The sequence below is a fragment of the Pseudomonas sp. SA195 genome, assembly GCF_054131565.1.
Genome location: NZ_CP096392.1, coordinates 4,154,345 through 4,173,075 on the forward strand (window position 1 = coordinate 4,154,345; position 18,731 = coordinate 4,173,075).

An 18,731-nucleotide genomic window follows, 5' to 3' on the forward strand; every position below is an offset into this window, starting at 1 on the left:
CGTCATTCCTATGGCGCCATTAAAGTGCCATCTCTGCGCGCCGATATCATTGATCGGAGGCGCGACCGTATTCGACTACGGCCGCGCTGGTCGCGAGTCGGTTATTGCCAGCGGATGGACACCCCTATGAACTCAACGAACGCTCTCGCCCCCTGGCGCCCGTGCAGCCTGCTGCTGCTCACGCTCGGGCTGTTGTTTCCCTCCACGGCCCTGCATGCCGAGGCGCGCGTCTTGACGTTGCTGACCTGGGAGGAATACCTCAGCGAAGCAGTCATTGAACGCTGGCAGGCGGAAACGGGTGTTCGCATCGAACAGATCTACTTCGACAGCGGTGACAAGCGCGACGAAATCCTCGCCAAGCCCGACCACCAGATCGACGTGGTATTGACCGAGCTGATCAGTTCATCGCGCTTCGGCACGCGCGGCCTGGTCGACCCGCTGGACGAGCAGACCCTTCCGCAGCTGCGCCACCTGTCGCAGCGCTGGCGCGACAGCTGCGGTCGCTACAGCGTGCCGTATCTATGGGGCACGCTCGGCATCGCCTACCGCAGCGACCGCATCGCCCAGCCGCCGCGCTCCTGGGCGGATCTGTTGAAGCCGGCACGGCATGACGAGCCGCACATCATCATGATGGAAGATCACGAAGACATCCTCGCCAGCCCACTGATCCTCCAGCAACATTCGATCAACACCTCAGACAACAACGAGCTGAAAGCGGCCTACGAACTGCTCCTCGCGCAGGCGCCGGCGGTGCTGACCTACGAATACGTAATCACCTCCCTGCGCAGCCAGCGTTACCTGGACCAGGCCGACATGGCGCTGGCCTACAGCGGCGACCAGCAGGTGCTCAACGAGGTGGAGGGCATTGACGGCGAGCCCTGGCGCTACGTGGTGCCGGAGGAAGGCACATTGCTGTGGGTCGACTGCCTGTCGGTGCCGAGCATCACGCCGAACAAGGCGCTGGCGTATCGCTTCCTCGACTTCCTCAACCAGCCCGACATTGCGGCACTGAACGCTGCCGACCTGGGCGTGGCGACACCCAACCGCGCCGCGCGCGACCTGCTGCCGGACGACATTCGCCAAGACTCGACCATCTATCCGCCGGAGGAAGTCCTTGCGCGCAGCCAGGTCTACGAGCCGCGGCCGTCGCAAGCCACGCAGACCCGCCGGCGCATCATCAGCGCACTGATCAACGCTCATGACGCTCGGTAAACGCGCCCTACTGGTGATCTTTCCGGTCATCCTGATCGTCCAGCTCACCGCCGCGACCACCGCCTACCTGACCCAGCGCGCTTCGCTACTGGGCCTGGAACAGGCACGCCTGGCGCAGCAACTGTCAGCGCTAAAGTCCGCCTACCTGGATTACGAAGCCTTCAACCGCAGCGTGCTCTACTCGATCATCGATAGCGAGGCGCTGCTGCTGTTCCTGCGGGAGTCGGACACGGCCTTCCGCAACGAGACGCTGGGCCTGCGCATCCAGCAGAGCATCCGCTCGTTGTCGAACACCAAGCTGTCATTCGTTTCCTTCGCGATCATCCAGCCGGACGGCACACCGGCCTACTACTTCGAGAGCAGCCTGTCGCCCTTCGCCATCATGAGCCCGACGCAGCAGCGGATCGTGCAGGAGGCCAAACATTCTGCAGCCGCCAGCGAGATGCTGTATGTCGAGCAGGCCGAAGGCGGGCCACTGTTGCTCGACACGGATTTCATCCTGCCTGCCTCCAGCAGCCGGCCGCTGCCAAGCCAGCGCGCAGACGCATTCACCTTGCAACTGGCGGTACGCCCGGAGCGCTTCATCGCCCTCAAGCGCGACCTGGAAAGCGAATACGGCGCGCCCGTGGAAATCGCCCCGCAACTGACTCCCATCGAGCCGGCGCTATCGGCCGACATCCTGCTCTCACGCTCGCTCTATGCGCGCCTGACGCCGGCGCCGCAGTACATTGCCGACCGCCTGCGCACCCTCGGGCTGGCGTTTCTCGCCGGCGGCTCGCTCATGTGTCTGATCTCCATTGCCCTGCTGCTCTGGCTGATCCGACGCTATGTGACCGGCCCCATCAGCCAGCTCGACAACCAGCTCACCGACCTGCTGCTGTGCCGGCGCGACGCGCTCGACGAACCTGGTGACGGCGGCGAGATTGGTCGCCTGACCACCAACATGAAGACCCTGCACGAGCGCAACACCGCGGCGCTGCAGCGAATCCAGGAGATGTCCTGGACGGACAGCCTCACGCAGATCAGTAACCGCGCGCATTTCGGCGTCCTCGCCAGCGAGATGTATGAACGATCCGTGGGGCAGCACCAGCGGTTGGCCCTGTTGTTCATCGACCTGGACAACTTCAAGCAGGTCAACGACCAGCACGGCCACGACGCCGGTGATGCGCTGCTGCGCATGTTCGCCCGGCGCGTGCAGGGCTTGCTTCACCAGCACCAGGCCGGGCACCCGCAAACCGAAACCGCCTTCGCGCGGCTCTCCGGTGACGAATTCGCCATCCTCCTGCTGACCGGCAGCGGCGACGGTGGCCTGCCGGCACTGTGTGAGGCGTTGCTTGATCTGTGCCGCGGCGGCTTCCGCCTGGAAGAGCGCCTCTACCCGATCACCGTCAGCATCGGCACGGCCTGGTGCCCGGACGACGCCGACTCCATCACCCATCTGCTCACGCGCGCCGATACCGCGATGTATCAGGCAAAGGCCGAGGGCAAGAGCACGGCGGTCGCCTTCAGCGCCTCGCTCGAACAGCGCAACGATCGCATGCGCCTGATCGAGGATGAGCTACGCGCGCTCGACGGCGATGAACAATGGCGGCTCGTCTACATGCCGGCGCTGGACCGCGAAGGCGCGGTGGTCAGTTGCGAGGTTCTGCTGCGCTGGCACTCACCGCTGCTCGGGACCGTCTCGCCCGGCGAATTCATCCCGATCGCCGAGCGCGCCGGGCTGTTTCCGAAGATCGACAGCTGGGTGATCGACCATGCCCTGGCTGACTATCCGAAGCTGGTCGAGCTTTTCGGCAACGAGGTGATCCTGGCCATCAACGTCTCGTCAGCGCAGCTGGCGGATGATCGCATCTGCCGCTACCTGGTCGAGCGCGCCCGCCACCATGGCGTGCCGACCGGTCGCATCGAGATCGAACTGACCGAGACCTACGCCGCCGAGCTTTGCAACGACACCATGGTGGTGGTCGAGGCCATCCGCCAGGCGGGTTTCCGGGTCGCGATCGATGACTTTGGCGTGGGCTATACCTCGATCCAGCAATTACTCGAATACCCGGCCGACACCATCAAACTCGACATGGCCATTGTCCGCCGCCTGACCCGGCCGGACACACAGGAAAGCCTCGGCGCGCTCGTCGCGTTCTGCCAGGCACAGGGCAAGCGGGTCAACGCCGAAGGGGTCGACAGCCTCGAGAAACAATCCGCCCTGCTGCAAGCCGGCTGTGACCTGTTCCAGGGCTACCTCATCTCCCCGCCGCGCTCGCTTGCGGCCCTGCACGACTGGGTCGCCGTACGCGCCCGTGCCGACGGCGCGCTGCGCCTGGAGCAATTGCCGCCGCGCGTAGAGCCGTTGTCCTGTTAATAGCAGAGCGGTTTCGGAGCGATGGAGGTCGCCCCGACAGATTGACGGCCTGTGTACGGCACCATTTGATTCGCCTGCTGGGGGGCGCGTCAGGTCTCGTCGCCGTCCTGCTCTTGTTCGCCGAGGCGGCGATAGAGCGTGCGACGGCCGATGCCGAGCAAGGCAGCGGCGCGGCGTTTGTTGCCATCCACGCGCTCGAGGACATGCCGCAGGTAGCGCATTTCCAGTTCTTCGAGCGTGGGCAGCAGCGGGCCGTCGATCATCTGTTCGAGCAAAGCGTCGGCGCGCGCTTCGGGCGGGCTTTCCTGGTACTGGGCGATGCGCGCCGGCAGGTGTTCCAGCTCGATGCTGCGCCCGTGGCAGAAGGTCACGGCGCGCTCCATGGCGTTCTGCAATTCACGCACATTGCCCGGGAACGGGTAGCGCTTGAGTTGCTCCAGGGCCGCGCGCGACAGGCCACGTACCGGGCGCCCGTCGCGCGCAGCGAAATGCGCGACGAAGCCGGCGGCGAGCAGCTCGCGGTCTTCCTCGCGGTCGCGCAGTGGGGGCACCTGCAGGATGAAGGTCTCCAGACGGAAGAACAGGTCCTCGCGGAAGGAAGCACGCCCAGCGGCAGTCTCCAGTGGGCGGTTGCTAGCAGCGATGATGCGCACGTCGACGCTCAGTTCGCGCTCGCCGCCAACCGGCCGGATAGTGCCCTCCTGCAATACCCTGAGCAGCTTGGCCTGCAGCGGCATGGGCATTTCGCCGATTTCGTCCAGGAACAGGGTGCCGCCGTCGGCCTGCTGGAACAGCCCCTTGTGCGCCCGGTTGGCACCGGTGAAAGCGCCGGCGGTGTGACCGAAGAACTCGCTTTCCAGCAGCTCCGCCGGGAGCCCTGCGCAGTTGATCGCGAGAAAGGGCCGCCCGGCCCGGTCGCTCTCGGCGTGCACAGCGCGGGCGACCAACTCCTTGCCGGTGCCGCTCTCGCCAATCACCAGAACCGGGCCGGCAGCACGCGCCAGTTGGCGGATCTGGTCGAACAGGCTGCGCATGACCCGGCTGCGGCCGAGCATGCCGTGGAAGCGGTCATCGCTGAGCAGCTGTTGAAAGCGTCGCACTTCATCACGCAGCCGCCGCGTTTCGAGCGCACGCGAGACGGCCAGGCCGAGATGATCCAGGTCTAGCGGCTTGGTGAGAAACTCGTCCGCACCTTCCTTGAGGGCCGCGACCGCCTGTTGAATGCTGCCGAACGCGGTGACCACAAGGAACGCCGGTGCCGCCTGCATCGCCTTGACCCGCCTGAGCAACGCCATGCCATCAGCGCCCGGCAGGCGCAGGTCGCTGACGACCAGATCCGGCTCCCACCCTTCGAGCAGCGGCACGGCCTCTTCGGCGCTCGGCACCGCACGCACCTGCAGCGCCCGGTCTTCCAGCTCCTCGACCAGCAACTGCCGCAGCCCGTCGTCATCCTCCACCACGAGCACCCGTTGCGGGGCGCTGTCATCCGTTTGCATCAGGTCCTTCCTCACTGGCCAAGGCCAGATAAATACGAAACGCCGCGCCGCCCAGCGGGCTATCGACCAGTTCGATGCGACCGCCGCTTTCGGCGACCACGCCGTGTGCTACCGCCAGACCCAACCCGCTACCCTTGCCTACCGGCTTGGTGGTGAAGAAGGGCTCGAACAGCGCAGCGCGGTCCGCTTCGGCGACGCCGGGGCCATCGTCCTCAACCTGAAACAGCAGGCATTCGGCCTCCTGCCACCAGCGCAACCGGACCTGCCCGCCGGGGCTGGCCTGCGCCGCGTTGCGCAGCAGATTGGTCAGCGCCTGCTCGAAGCGTGGCGGATCGACCTCGCAATGCAGCGCCTCGGCGGGTGCCTCAACCTGCAACCGCACCTCGAGGCTGGCCAGTTCATCGGCAACCGCGGCGGCCGCCGAATGCGCCAGCACCTCGGCCGGCATGCGCCGCACCGGACGGCCCGCGGCCCGCCCGAAGTCGAGCAACTGGCGCACGATGCCACTCAGGCGCTGCACCTGGCTGCGGATCTGCAGCAGGCCTTTGCGCTGGCCATCGTCCAACGTCTCGCTGCGCAATACGCGCTGGGCCTTGCCGTCGATCACGCTGAGCGGGCTGCCCAGTTCATGGGCCACACCCGCCGCCAGTCGGCCCACCGCGGCTAACTGCTGCGAGCGGCGCAAACGCGCTTCGAGCTCAGCCTCGCGGGCTTTCTGCTCGGCCATCTGCTGTTCGGCTTCGGCGATGCTGTCGAGCATCTGGTTGAGTGACTGGCCGAGCGCGGCGATTTCCGCCGGCCCGGTGTACGGCGCGCGGTGCTGGCGATCGCCACGGGCGACCCGCGCCATGCTCTGCGTGAGCCGCTGCAGGTGCCGGCCAACCGCCGACCAGTGGCCGAACAGCACGATGCCCACCGCCAGCAGCGACAGCAGCGCGGATGACAATCCGGCGATCAGCCGCAGGCGCCGCGTGTCGCGCTCGAAGTCGCTCCAGCGCCGGGTAACCTGCAACAGCCCGTTGATCCGCCCGCCGCTCTGCTCCAACGGCAGGAAATAGGAGTACACCTCCTGCCCACGGATGCGCTGGTAGCCACCGCGCCGCCGTCCGTCGGCGGTCAGTGCCTGGATCGAAGACTGGTCCTGGTCGGGCTCCACCGCACCGGCATAGGCGACCAGCTCGCCGTCATCGTCGTACAGGTAGGCGCCGTAGACCCGGCCCACACCGAGCACGGATTCGAGCACCTGTTGCATGGTGCGGTCGTGCTTGCGCTCCAGGCTGTCGCTCAGCGGCAGCCGCACGGCACGCGCCACCAGCTCGACCTCTTCCTGCAGGCGCCGCTCGCTGTTGCGCTCGACGGTCCAGAGCATGAGGTAACTGAAACCGAACATGATCGCCACCAGCGGGACGACCACTTTGAGTACCAGCGCGCCGCGCAAGCTGGGCAACCGCTGCCAAAGTGCTACATGTGCCATTTTGGCACTCTAATAGAAGCGGTACATTGCGTCGACCTTACCGAGACAAACGGCAAAATCGGCCGTATTTCAGCTATTTAGTGGATCGGTACGGTCCTGGCATGGAGACTGCAACTCGCTCGATGCATTTTCCAAGCGAAGGATATGAACATGACCAAGCTGAACACCCGCGTCGTTTCCGCCAGCCTTTTCGCCCTGCTGATGGCCGCTGGCGCCTCTCAGGTTTCGGCTCAGCAAGCCACCCAGGCCCCGGCACCGCAGCAGGCGCCCTCGATGCAAGCTGCAGACATCAGCGACAAGAAGCTGGAGAAGTTCGCCGATTCGCTGGGCGAAATCATGGAGATCCGTCAGGACTTCACCGCCAAGCTGGAGAAGACCGGTGACCCGGCCGAAGCGCAGCAGCTGCAGCAGGAAGCCAACGAGAAGATGATGAACACCGTGCAGGACAACGACCTGAGCATCGAGGAGTACAACGCGATCAACCAGGCCGTGCAGAACGATCCGAAGCTGCGCGACAAGGTCATTTCGATGATCCAGAGCTAAGGCTCGTCGAAACGCAAAAGCCCGGCTCTTCAGCCGGGCTTTTTCATATCTGGCTAGCGCGTATCAGTGGCTGCGCTGCGCCAGCCCCTTGAGGAAATTACGCAGCAGCTGATCGCCGCAGACCCGGTAATTGCTGTGCCCGGCTTTGCGGAACAGCGCATTGAGCTCGGGCTTCGAAACTGGGAAGTCGACTGAGTTGAGGATCGCGTGCATGTCGTCTTCCTTGAGCTCGAAGGCCACACGCAGCTTTTTCAGCACCATGTTATTGGTCACCGGCAGCTCGATGGGCGGCGTCGGCCGGCTTTCATCCTTGCCGCGCTTGTAGATCACCAGCCCATCGAGGAAGTGCGCCATGATCCGGTCCGGGCAGGGCTTGAAACCGGCCTCGTCATCTTTTTTCAGATAGGCGAAGGCTTCGGCGTCCGGAATCTCGCAACCGGTCAGCCGGGTGATCTCGGCAATCTTCGCGTCGTTGACGTTGAGGATGTAGCGCACGCTGCGCATCACATCGTTGTTGAGCATGAACAGTCCTTCATTGATGGCCGACCTTGCGGCACCGCCTGCCGAGTGTCGCCGGAATTGGCGCCGTGCGCCTGGGCACGGTTGTGGCGCGCGAGTATAGGGGATTGGGCGTTGATCATGAAAAGCAGCCGGTCTGCCGCCTACTGCGGGAGTTCGACCGACACCTTGATCGCCGAGTACCAGCTCGTCACCGCGGCGATGTCCTCGTCGCTGAGGGCGGCGGCGATCACGCTCATTTGCGGATGCTTGCGCTCGCCGGAGCGGAACGCCTTGAGCTGGCGGGCCAGATAGAGCTGCCCATTGCCCGCCAGGTTCGGCGCATCGGCAACCTTGCTCAGGCCGTCGAGCCCGTGGCAGGCCGCGCACATCTTCGCCTTGGTGCGGCCTGCCTCGAGGTCCGCGGCTCTGGCCTCGCCCGCGAAGACCAGGGTCAGCAACGCCAGCCAGGGGATCAGCCGATGGCGGGTATCTCTGCGCATGCGAGCACTCCTCTCGATTGCAGACAGGGCTATCGAGGCCGGGCGAGGCCCGGCCAACGGGCCAATCAGTCCGCGCCGCCCTGGTAGGAAATCCGGTAGATGGCGCCGGCGGTGTCGTCACTGACCAGCAGCGACCCGTCCTTGAGCTGCGCCACATCGACGATGCGCCCGTAGTATTCGCCGGTGTCCTCATCCAGCCAGCCTTCAGCGAAGGGGATGGTTTCGCCACTCGGCCCGCTCCCGTCGGCCTTGAAGGGCGTGAACATTACCCGTGCGCCGGCTGGCTCGGTGCGGTTCCAGCTGCCGCGCTGGGCGCTGAACAGCCCACCCCGGTATTGCTCGGGAAATTGCTTGCCTGTGTAGAACGTCAGGCCCATGTCGGCGGCGTGGGCCACCGTTTCGACCACCGGGAAGGTCAACCCCTCCGGTGGGGTGTCATCGGCGTATTCGTTGGTACGCACCTGGCCGCCACCGTACCAGGGCATGCCGAACTGCATGCCCGCCTTGGGCGCATGGTTGATCTCACCAGGCGGGATGTCGTCGCCCATGCCGTCGACCTGGTTGTCGGTAAACCAGAGCTCCTTGGTCTGCGGGTGGTAGGTGATGCCCACCGAGTTGCGCACACCGGTGGCGTATACCTCGCGTTTGCTGCCGTCGCGCTCCATGCGCACGATGCCGCCGATGCCATGCTTCTCGTACAACTCCAGTTTGTCCTTGGGCGGCACGTTGTGTGGCTGGCCGAGCGAGATGGTCAGCTTGTTGTCCGGGCCGATGGCGCAGACGCGCGCGCCGTGGTTGTAGCTTTCTTCGTCGGTCGGGATCAGCTTGCCGGTGGGCACTACGATATCGGCAGCCACGTCCGGCCCCTCGTAAAAGAACTCGGCAGCCGGGAAGACCAGCACTCGATTGTGCTCGGCCACGAAGAGGAAACCATCAGGGCTGAAGCACGGGCCTGGCTGGGTGAAATCGATGGCCGGCGCGAAACGCTTCACTTCATCAGCCTTGCGATTCTTGGTGCGATCGGTGACCGCCCACAGATCGGTTTTGCGAGTACCAACGAACACCACCCCGCTGGACGGCCCCACCGCCATGTGCCGCGCGTCCGGCACCACGGCGTACAGCTCGATCTTGAAGCCCTCCGGCAGCTTGATCCGTTCAAGATTGGCGCGAATGGCGTCAGCGACCTCGCCGGTTTGCGGGACGGTCTCCATTTCCAGCGACTGACCGGTGGTTTTCATCGCGCGCATCCGCTCGAGCGCTTCGTCGCTGGTCGGCGCGGCCTGGGCAAGTCCGGACAGAGACAAGATCAGGGCACTCGCTGCGCTCAAGGCAAAGGGAACGTATTTCATGGGTATCGACCTCATGAGAAGTCGTCTCGCGGGACGACGTTTATTGTTGTTGTGCCCGACCTCGCCTTTGCGGCTGCGCAAACGAGCCTGAGCCCTCCCTGAGCGTAGCGTCATCCTTGGGCTTTACCAGACACCACGAGCGAGGAGAGAGGCGCTGGGCACGCTCGTTGATTTCGGCAAATCGCGACTGGCCCTCGGTAATCACGCGACTAAGCTTGCAAGATTGTGTTTCAAAGTATTTCAACAAGACGGAATCTACCCCGGATCCGCCAAGCTCCGAAGAGGACATGACCGTGAAGAGAACCACACTCGCCGTTGGCGCCTTGCTTGCCTGCAGCCACGCCTGGGCCATAACCCCGGGCACGCATTGGGACTACTCAGGCGAGGCCGGGCCGGACAACTGGGCCAAGCTGACCCCCGAATTCCAAGCCTGTGCCGGCAAGAACCAGTCGCCGGTCGACCTAGACGGCTTCATCGAAGCCGAGCTCACACCGCTGAAGCTCAGCTATACCGCCGGCGCCAGCGAGGCGGCCAATAACGGCCATACCGTCCAGGTGGCCTACGAGCCCGGCAGCACCCTGACCCTGGACGGCAAGCCCTATCAGCTGATCCAGTTTCACTTCCACATGCCCAGCGAAAACCTGATCAAGGGCCAGTCCTATCCGCTGGAAGGGCATCTCGTGCATTCAGACGAGTCAGGCAACCTGGCCGTGCTGGCGGTGATGTTCAAGGAGGGCAAGCTGAACCCGGTGCTGGCCAGCCTCTGGAAAGCACCGCCTGCCGAAGGTCAGAAACAACCGGTATCGCCCCGCGTCAACATTCGCGATCTGTTACCGAAAAGCCTGGATTACTACCGCTTCAACGGCTCGCTCACCACGCCGCCTTGCTCCGAAGGTGTCCGCTGGCTTGTGCTCAAGCAGCCTGTCATCGCCTCGCATGAGCAGATCGACGCCCTGACCAAGGCCGTCGGCCATGCCAACAATCGCCCACTGCAACCTGTGAACGCGCGCCCGATTCTGCAATAACCGGCCTGAACCGACCGGCCGTCGCACCCGCGGCGGTCGGTGTACCCTGCACACCCTGGCTTCATGACAGCCCCGCCGGCCACCGCTACACTGCGCGCCGCGCGAGCCACCCGGTTTCGCCGCGTCGCCACCTTACCTCTGCCGGGGCCACCGGCCAGGACCTGTCATGATTCGCATCACCGAACTGCAACTGCCCCTCGACCATCCCGCCGAGGCCCTTCGCCACGCCATCACCGCGCGCCTGGGTATCAAGGATGCCGAGCTGCTCGACTTCACCGTATTCAAGCGCAGCTACGACGCGCGCAAGAAGAACAGCGAGATCACCTTCGTCTACATCATCGACGCCAGCGTGGCGGACGAGGCCAAGGTGCTGGCGCGCCTGGCGGACGACCGCAACATCCGCGTGGCGCCGGACACCGGCTACTACCCGGTCGGCCGGGCGCCGGAAGGGCTGAGCGAACGGCCACTGGTGATCGGCTTCGGTCCCTGCGGCCTGTTCGCCGCATTGACGCTGGCGCAGATGGGCTTCCGCCCGATCGTGCTGGAGCGCGGCCGTGACGTGCGCAGCCGCACCAAGGACACCTGGGCGCTGTGGCGCAAGAAGGTACTGAGCCCCGAATCCAACGTGCAGTTCGGCGAAGGCGGTGCGGGGCTGTTCTCCGACGGCAAGCTCTACAGCCAGATCAAGGACCCAAAGTTCTACGGCCGCAAGGTCATGCACGAGTTCGTCCGCGCTGGCGCGCCGGAAGAGATCATGTTCGTTAGCAAGCCGCACATCGGCACCTTCCGCCTGACCGGCGTGGTCTCGACCATGCGCGAAGAGATCAAGGCGCTGGGTGGTGAGGTTCGGTTCGACAGCCGGGTGGTCGACTTCATCATCGAGGGCGGCCGCATTCAGGGCGTGCGCATGGCCGATGGCCAGGAACTGCGTAGCCGCTACGTGGTGCTCGCCCTCGGTCACAGCTCGCGTGACACCTTCCGCGTGCTGCAAGAGCGCGGCGTCTATATCGAGGCCAAGCCCTTCGCCGTGGGCTTTCGCATCGAGCACCCGCAATCGCTCATCGACCAGGCGCGCCTGGGCAAGTACGCCGGCCACCCGGAACTGGGCGCCGCCGACTACAAGCTGGTCTACCACGCCAAGAACGGCCGCGCGGTCTACAGCTTCTGCATGTGCCCGGGCGGAACCGTGGTGGCGGCGACCTCCGAGCCGGAGCGTGTGGTGACCAACGGCATGAGCCAATACTCGCGCAACGAGCGCAATGCCAACGCCGGCATCGTCGTCGGCATCAACCCGGAAGAGGACTTCCCCGGCGGCCCGCTGGCCGGTGTCGAGCTGCAGGAACGGCTGGAATCGCGCGCCTTCGAGCTGGGCGGGCGCGATTACTGCGCGCCGGGGCAGCTGGTGGGCGACTTCATTCGGGGCAAGCCGTCGAGCGCATTCGGCGACGTCGAGCCGTCCTACAAGCCCGGCGTGAAGCTGGGCGACCTGGCGCCGTCGCTGCCCGATTACGTGATCGAGGCCATCCGCGAAGCGTTGCCGGCCTTCGGCAAACAGATCCGCGGATTCGATCGCGCCGATGCCGTACTCACCGGCATCGAGACGCGCACCTCTTCGCCGGTACGCATCAAGCGCGACAACGAGTCGCTACAGAGCCTCAACACCCGCGGCCTTTACCCAGCCGGAGAGGGAGCCGGATACGCCGGCGGCATCCTCTCGGCCGGCGTCGACGGGATCAAGGTCGCCGAAGCCGTCGCCACGGCGATGCTGGCCGATCTCGAAGCCTGACCGTCACGGGCGAATGGCGATGCCCTTCGCCCGTTTCTGACCGATGCCTTTTCCACCGCTAAATCAGCGTGTTCCGGTTTCGAACGCCCCCCGCCTCATCCGCCCCATAAATAAAACAGTGATCGTTTTCGGCCGAGGCATGTCGACCCTTTCATAGACATTCCCGACGCGGCGGACCGCAGCAAACCGCCGAAACGAGACGAAACGGGAGGCGAAAGGTGGCGAAAGCAGCAAAGATCCTCGGGATCGTGCTGGCAGTGTTTGTGCTGTTTCTGGCTGGGGCGGCCATGCTGATCCAGACGCAATGGGCCCGTAACCAGCTCGAAGATCAGTTGAGTCAGCGATTGGACGGTCGGTCAGTGGACATCGGCAGTCTCGACATCGGCTGGGGCTCGCCGCTGGTCATCCGCGCCAGCGATATCAAGATCGCCAACCCCGAGTGGGCAGAGCAACGCTACCTACTGGAACTCGACGCGCTGAGAGCCGAGCTTGCCGTAGGCGAGCTGTTGACCGGCAATCTGGGCTTGCAGTTGGTCGCGCTGAATCGGCCGCAGGTCCACCTCTCCCGGCGAGCCGACGGCCAGTCCAACTGGTCGGTGCTGATGAGCAACACGGACTCCAAAGAACAGCAAACCACTCTCCACCCCGACACCATCCAAATCGACAACGGCAGGCTGACCTATGACGACGAGGCTCTGAATGCCGACCTGGCCTTCGATATCTCAACGCGGGGTGACGGTGCCAAAGGGGCCTTGGCGATCGAAGGCAGCGGCGAGGTGCAGGGCAAACCCCTGGAGCTGAGCCTGACGGGCGCGCCGCCGGCCAAAGCCTTGGCCGAAGGCAGGCCGTATGCCGTAACGTTGAATGCCCGGTTGGGTGAGATCCGCGCACATTTCGACGGCGAGGCCGAGCAGGTTCCGCAGATGGACGGCCTGAATGGCACGCTGAGCCTGAGCGCACCGGACTCTGCCGAGCTGATCAGCTTCGACAACCCCGCTTTTGACGTACCGGGATTCGAGCTTACGGCGGCTCTGCGGCACGACGACCAGCGCTGGGCCTTGGATGATATCGATCTGCGTACCGGCGGCAGCCAGCTTCGTGGATCCCTAATGGCCGAGCTAGGGGAGCCTCCAGCGCTGAACGTCCAGCTTCAGGGCGATGAACTGGATCTCAATCGATGGGGCGTGATGCGCCTGCTGGAAGCCAAGCGAAACGGCTCGGCCGCCGAACCGAATGGAACCTTGCAGCAGCAGATACAGGATCTTCTGCAGCCATTGCGCCGCTACCGTGGCGAGGCCGATATCCGCCTGGATCGGCTTCGTTATGGCGATACCTCATTGACTGGCCTGGCGCTCAAGGGCTCGCTGGCCGAATTACAGCTGGACGTCAAACAGCTGCGTGCCGCCCAAGCTGAAGGCGCCATCAGTGCCAGCGGTACCTTTGACGCCAGTAAGGCCTCGCTCAGTGGGGAAATCGATTTAACCCTGGAAGCGTTCGACCTCGGCCAGGCCCTCGCACCACTGGGGTATCCGGGGCTCGGTACGCTGGATGGCGAGCTGCATGCCCGCGTGGCCGATGCTGCCGCCCAACTGAGCGACACGCATCTGCGCTACGACGCCCCCGCGCAAAGTCTAGGTGTCGAACTCGACGCCAAGTCGACCGACTCGGGCCTGCACCTGACAGGCGACGCCTGGCGCAACCAGGTGCCGCTGCATTTCGAATTGAACACGGGCGCGCTGCAGACGCTTTTCGACGACGGGTCCTTTCCTGTCGGAGGCACGGTGCGTTCAGGCGAGAGCCAACTGAGCCTCGACGGCCATATTCGGGATCCTCTTCAGTTCGAGGCTGCAGAGGCCAGGGTGTCGCTTGAGGGCGCCGACCTGGCCCGCCTCGATGCGCTGAGCGGCTTGAATCTTCCCTCACTCGGCCAATACTCGCTGAACGGCCAACTGAGCTGGAAAGATCACCAGCTGCGCCTACAGTCGCTCGACGGGCGCTGGGGTAGAAGCGACCTGAGCGGGGATGTCCGCCTGAGCCTGGCGGGCCGGCCAATGCTCTGGGCCAACCTGTACTCCAACACCCTGCGCATCCGCGATCTCAAATCGCCCGACAACTCGGAAACGTCGTCAGACGGGCAGGTGTTCTCAAGCAAGCCGCTGGGGCTCGATGCGCTGCGAGGCCGAGACGCGATCATTCGCTACAAAGCTGAAGAAGTGATAGCCCGAGACGTTCCGCTGGATGCGGTGGAGCTGAAGGCCGAACTAGACGACGGCGTATTGGTGATCGAGCCTTTGCACCTGGCGATTGGCAAGGGCACCGCGGAAGGCCGGCTGCGTATCGATGCCCGACCGGACCAACCGACCGGCGAGCTGCACCTGTCGATCGACAGCGTCAATCTCACTCCAGTACTCAAGCACGTGGATCTTTCAAAGGTCGCACAGGACTCGGCTGGCACCCTCGGTGGCCGGCTGGATATCGATTTTGCCGGCGCATCCCTGGGTGAAATGGCCGCGGATTTGCGCGGTAAATTCGAGTTAGCGATGTCGGGTGGCCGTCTCGACTGGCTGGCGGTTGAATTACTCGGTCTTGATGCTGGCGAATCGGCGGTTGCTGCACTGGTCGATGCTGACCAGGTCGCGATGAACTGTGCCTACCTGCACTTCGATGCGAACCAGGGCATAGCCAAGCTCGCGCATTTCTTCGTGAATACGACTGACAGCAACATCACCGGAGGAGGTGAAATCGAGCTCGGCACCGAGGCGTTGGACCTCGTATTCGAAACCCACTCCAAGGATTTCAGCCCGCTATCCGGAAACGCACCCGTGCAGTTGAAGGGCACGCTCAGCGATCCCCAGGTCAGCGTCGTGACCGATCAACTTGTTGCCAAGGCCGTAGCCAGTGTCGTGGGTGCGGTAGTGACTCCGCCCTTGGCGATCCTGCCTTGGGTCGAGCCCGGTTTGGGCGAGGGCTCAGGCATGGGATGTCGAAAAGCCCTGAACGCATTCGAGCGCAACTGAGCGAAAACTTTCTCGCGCCGTTCAGTGCGGCTCGGTCATCAGCCTCTCAACAGTGCCTTCGGCCTGCAGGTGCTCGAAGGCGGCCTGAGTGCGTAGCACGGTGTCGTCGTCGGTCTTCGGGCTATAAGCCATATACAGCCGCGTCGCGGCGTCGGGCGTGAAGACTTTCTCGACGCTGGCGGGGTCGATACCGGCCTCCTGGCAGAGGCTGAGCATGTCTCGCTCGGGCATCGGCACGAGATCAACCTGGCCGTTGAGCAAGCGCCGGAAGTTGTCGCTGTTGTGCGCCGTCACCACGATCTTGCTGAAGCCATTGGCCTGCAGGTACTGGTGGCGAACGTCGTCACGCAATACGCCGATGCGGTAAGCCTTGGCGGCGTCTAGGTCCGGCACCTGAATGTTTTTGCGGTCGCGCAGTTTGTAGAAGTGATATTCGATGCGCATGATCTCGCCGACCCAGCGAAACAGCGGCTCGCGCTCGGAGGTGCGGGCGATCAGGTAGATCAGCACGCCGGGCTCGCGCAGCGCCATGTCATAGGCGCGCGCCCAGGGGTAGACCGTCATCTGATAGTCACCAACGGCTGCGCGCTCCAGCGTGGCACGCACGACCGCACTGGCCGAGCCGGCCACCTGCCCGTTCTGCAGGTAGCTGTAGGCGGTTTCCTCGGTGACCACGCGCAATGGGCCGGCCTGCGCCGCGCTACCAAGCAACCCCAGGGAAAGTGCGATCCAGGCGAACGGGTGCATCGTGCGGTCCTCGGCAGCTAGTAAGCAATGCGGTTGCGGCCGCCGGCCTTGGCCCGGTAAAGGGCCTCGTCCGCCTGGCGCAACAGTTGATCGAATTGGTCCATGGCGCTGGCATCGAATGCCGCCAGGCCGACGCTCAGCGTCACATTTGGCGAGACGTCCGACGCGGCGTGCGGCACGTCCCTCTCCGCCAGGCAGTGCTGCAGCCGCGAGGACGCGCGATGCGCAGCCTCAAGATCGACACCCGGCAGAAGCACCACGAACTCCTCGCCGCCCAGCCGCGCAACCACCTCGCCAGCGCGGGCAAACACCGACTTGAGGGTGTCAGCGACCACGCGCAGGCACTGGTCGCCTTGTGCATGGCCGTAGTGGTCGTTGTAGCGCTTGAAGAAATCCACGTCGCACATCAGCACCGTCAGCGGCTGGCCGAGGCGCATGGCGCGGCGAAACTCGACTTCCTTGATCTCGTCGAAATGCCGGCGATTGGCCAGGCCGGTAAGTGGATCGCTACGCGACAGCTCTTCGAGCTGTACATTGGCCGCGCGCAGCTCGGCGGTGCGTTCTTCCACCAGCTCGGCCAGCCGGTCGCGGTGCGCAGCCAGCGCCTGCTCATCCTGATGCTGTCGCTCGAGGTACGCTGACAGCTTGGCCTGCAGGCCGTTGACGCCCTCTTCGAGCAGGCTCAGCTCGTCACGGCGCCTGGGCGAGCGATCCAGCCGCAGGCGCTGGTCGAGGTTTTCCGGCGCCAGCGCGGTCAGGTGGCGGGCGATCCGGCGCACATGCAGCGTCACGCTGCGGTTGAACATCCACATGATCAGCCCCGCCAGCAACAGTGACTGGATGAGCTGGGTGATGACGATATCGGTGACTTCCGCGAGCAACCGCTCCCAGAGCACGCCTTCGTGCCCTTCCAGCGTCAGCTTGCCGACCGTTTCGCGTGCACCGGCGTAGGGTTCATAAGTCAGCGGATGCCGCAGCCGCGGCGCGCGATGGTCGCCCGGCTGAACGGCCCGCTGCCGCTCGATGATTTCCGGAGCACGCCCGGCGCGAATGATCTGCAGCTCCACACGCCCAATGGGCGCGGCCCTGGCGACGCTGTCGAGCTGGGTCTGCAGCGCGTCGCTGTCCATTTCCCAGATGGCCTTCGCCAGGTTGCTCTGGAACACCTGATCGATCAGCACCAGTTCGGCGTTCATCGCGGCCAGGCTCTTATGCCAGGCCGACCAGGTGCGCACCCCGACGGTCACCAGGGTGAACAACAAGCAGAAACCGAGCGTCGCGAGTACTAAACGCCGGCCGAGCGAATGGCTTCCATGCGTGGAGTCGATCAACTCCGGCCCGGGTGCGGTGCCCACGTCACTGCCACCTGCGCATGATTGCTTCGTAGCGGCCATCAGCCCGCACTCGTTCGAGCGCTTGGCTCATCCGTTGCACCAACACATCATCCGTCTGGCGGCTGAAGGCCATTCCCAATGAATTCCGTTGCCCGCCGAGGTCAACAGCCAGTTGCGGCACGGCCCGCTGTTCCGGGTCGCCAGTGCCCTGCCGAACGAGCCAGTGAGCGTTCAGGTCATTGGAAATCCACAGCTGGACACGCCCTTCCTTGAGCTTGGCGTAGTTGTGCTCGTATTTATTGCTCGACTGGAGATTCTTGCCGATCGCGAAACCGTGAGCGATCAGGTACTGCTCACCGACATCGTCTTTCACGGTGGCGATCTGATACTGGCGAGCGTCGTCGAGTGTTTTGAGGTGGTAGTCGGTACCGGGTAACGAGAACAAGTGCATCTTCATTTCGAAGAAGGGTCCGACCCACTTGAATAAGGCCTCGCGCTCGGGAGTGCGAGCGATGGAATAGATCAGAACGTTCTCGCCATGAAGCGCAAGGTCATACGCCCGTGCCCAAGGCATCGCGCGAATGGTTGCCTGCACCCCGGCCTCTGCAAGCGTCGCCTCTACAATCTCGGTCGCCATACCGGTCAATTTGCCATCGACCGTCATGTTGTACGGCGGCAACTCCTCGGTCACCACCGTGATGGTGTGGGCGGATGCCAAGGTGGCATAGCCCGTCGAGGCCAGCAGGGCCAGGGCGACGCTCAGACGGCGGAGCAGGCGAGAACTCATGGGGCAACCTCGAGGGGTTTGTCGAAACCCGGGCGTGCAACCTGGATACCGGCCACCATACTGCCATCCTCCGGATTTGCTTCATCAGTCTTTTTTCGGCGCCACCTATGCGGACTTGAACCCGGTGCGGCCGCTTTCGCCGCAGTCCGACGTACGGCATGTCTTCAGGCACGCCGGCGGTACCGGTGGCACCTCGCGCACGGGTTGAAAGGAGGGGAAAGGCACCCTGGCACGATGGGGCGTTGCCGGCCAGAACGACTCAGGGGCGCTGACGCTTGTGCTCGAAGGCTTCGACACACGCGGGCAGATCGTAGAAGCGAGGCGTACCGCCGGCACGGTTGCCATTTTCGCCAACTGTCTTGCGCTGGCATTCGGTATCGGCTCGGCTGTTGCGCGTACTCCTCATGCAATCTTCGAACGCCGCCTCGCGCAGCGGTGCCAGCTTGACCTCCCGAGCGGCCTCGCAGCGCTGATCCAGTTCGGCCTGGCGCGTGTCGAATGCATCCCGATCCTTCTGAAACCCCGCTTGCGCCTGCGTGGCCAACAGGCCTAGCAGCACTACAACCAATCTTCCCTGCGTCATGGCAACACTCCCGTGTTC

At 64.4% G+C, this 18,731-nt stretch carries 15 protein-coding genes; 6 read left to right on the forward strand and 9 right to left on the reverse strand.

Going from position 1 to position 18,731, the window contains the following annotated elements; translation table 11 throughout:
* The first annotated feature begins 126 nt into the window (after positions 1 to 126).
* A complete protein-coding gene (locus M1D78_RS19500) occupies positions 127 to 1,212 on the forward strand; it encodes a polyamine ABC transporter substrate-binding protein (protein WP_437421600.1) in 1,086 nt (361 codons plus the stop codon).
* A complete protein-coding gene (locus tag M1D78_RS19505; RefSeq protein ID WP_437421601.1) occupies positions 1,199 to 3,571 on the forward strand; it encodes a putative bifunctional diguanylate cyclase/phosphodiesterase in 2,373 nt (790 codons plus the stop codon). The genes M1D78_RS19500 and M1D78_RS19505 overlap by 14 nt, the downstream gene beginning before the upstream one ends.
* 89 nt (positions 3,572 to 3,660) lie before the next feature.
* Here the strand turns inward: M1D78_RS19505 and M1D78_RS19510 are convergent, their stop codons facing one another.
* Positions 3,661 to 5,067, reverse strand: coding sequence for a sigma-54-dependent transcriptional regulator (locus M1D78_RS19510; RefSeq protein ID WP_437421602.1), 1,407 nt, complete (start codon positions 5,065 to 5,067; stop codon positions 3,661 to 3,663).
* A complete protein-coding gene (locus M1D78_RS19515; protein WP_437421603.1) occupies positions 5,054 to 6,541 on the reverse strand; it encodes an ATP-binding protein in 1,488 nt (495 codons plus the stop codon). Before M1D78_RS19515 ends, M1D78_RS19510 begins: the two co-directional genes overlap by 14 nt.
* A 150-nt stretch (positions 6,542 to 6,691) precedes the next feature.
* Between M1D78_RS19515 and M1D78_RS19520 the strand changes: the two genes are divergently transcribed.
* A complete protein-coding gene (locus tag M1D78_RS19520; RefSeq protein WP_437421604.1) occupies positions 6,692 to 7,084 on the forward strand; it encodes a DUF4168 domain-containing protein in 393 nt (130 codons plus the stop codon).
* A 63-nt stretch (positions 7,085 to 7,147) separates the two neighbouring features.
* Here M1D78_RS19520 and M1D78_RS19525 read toward each other — a convergent pair whose 3' ends face one another.
* The 3 genes from M1D78_RS19525 to M1D78_RS19535 all read right to left on the reverse strand — a co-directional run bounded on the left by M1D78_RS19525 (position 7,148) and on the right by M1D78_RS19535 (position 9,434).
* On the reverse strand, positions 7,148 to 7,606 hold the full coding sequence (locus M1D78_RS19525; RefSeq protein ID WP_437421605.1) for a YehS family protein: 459 nt from the start codon (positions 7,604 to 7,606) through the stop codon (positions 7,148 to 7,150).
* A 140-nt stretch (positions 7,607 to 7,746) separates the two neighbouring features.
* A complete protein-coding gene (locus tag M1D78_RS19530) occupies positions 7,747 to 8,085 on the reverse strand; it encodes a c-type cytochrome (protein ID WP_437421606.1) in 339 nt (112 codons plus the stop codon).
* A gap of 65 nt (positions 8,086 to 8,150) precedes the next feature.
* Entirely contained in the window at positions 8,151 to 9,434 is a 1,284-nt protein-coding gene (locus M1D78_RS19535; RefSeq protein ID WP_437421607.1) for a PQQ-dependent sugar dehydrogenase, read from the reverse strand.
* A 287-nt stretch (positions 9,435 to 9,721) separates the two neighbouring features.
* Between M1D78_RS19535 and M1D78_RS19540 the strand changes: the two genes are divergently transcribed.
* From M1D78_RS19540 to M1D78_RS19550, 3 genes are all read left to right on the forward strand, one after another.
* Positions 9,722 to 10,459: a carbonic anhydrase gene (locus M1D78_RS19540; RefSeq protein ID WP_437421608.1), complete on the forward strand. Its 738-nt coding sequence runs from the start codon at positions 9,722 to 9,724 to the stop codon at positions 10,457 to 10,459.
* A 166-nt stretch (positions 10,460 to 10,625) separates the two neighbouring features.
* Positions 10,626 to 12,245, forward strand: a complete 1,620-nt coding sequence (locus M1D78_RS19545) for an NAD(P)/FAD-dependent oxidoreductase (RefSeq protein ID WP_437421609.1) — start codon at positions 10,626 to 10,628, stop codon at positions 12,243 to 12,245.
* Between the two features lie 218 nt (positions 12,246 to 12,463).
* Entirely contained in the window at positions 12,464 to 15,262 is a 2,799-nt protein-coding gene (locus M1D78_RS19550) for an AsmA family protein (RefSeq protein WP_437421610.1), read from the forward strand.
* Positions 15,263 to 15,283: 21 nt separating this feature from the next.
* On the opposite strand, the gene M1D78_RS19555 is transcribed toward M1D78_RS19550, so the two are convergent.
* From M1D78_RS19555 to M1D78_RS19570, 4 genes are all read right to left on the reverse strand, one after another.
* A complete protein-coding gene (locus M1D78_RS19555) occupies positions 15,284 to 16,009 on the reverse strand; it encodes a substrate-binding periplasmic protein (protein ID WP_437421611.1) in 726 nt (241 codons plus the stop codon).
* Positions 16,010 to 16,026: 17 nt separating this feature from the next.
* Positions 16,027 to 17,364, reverse strand: a complete 1,338-nt coding sequence (locus M1D78_RS19560; protein ID WP_437421612.1) for a diguanylate cyclase domain-containing protein — start codon at positions 17,362 to 17,364, stop codon at positions 16,027 to 16,029.
* Between the two features lies 1 nt (position 17,365).
* On the reverse strand, positions 17,366 to 18,130 hold the full coding sequence (locus M1D78_RS19565) for a substrate-binding periplasmic protein (protein WP_437421613.1): 765 nt from the start codon (positions 18,128 to 18,130) through the stop codon (positions 17,366 to 17,368).
* 259 nt (positions 18,131 to 18,389) lie between these two features.
* A complete protein-coding gene (locus tag M1D78_RS19570) occupies positions 18,390 to 18,713 on the reverse strand; it encodes a hypothetical protein (protein ID WP_437421614.1) in 324 nt (107 codons plus the stop codon).
* Positions 18,714 to 18,731: the final 18 nt, after the last annotated feature.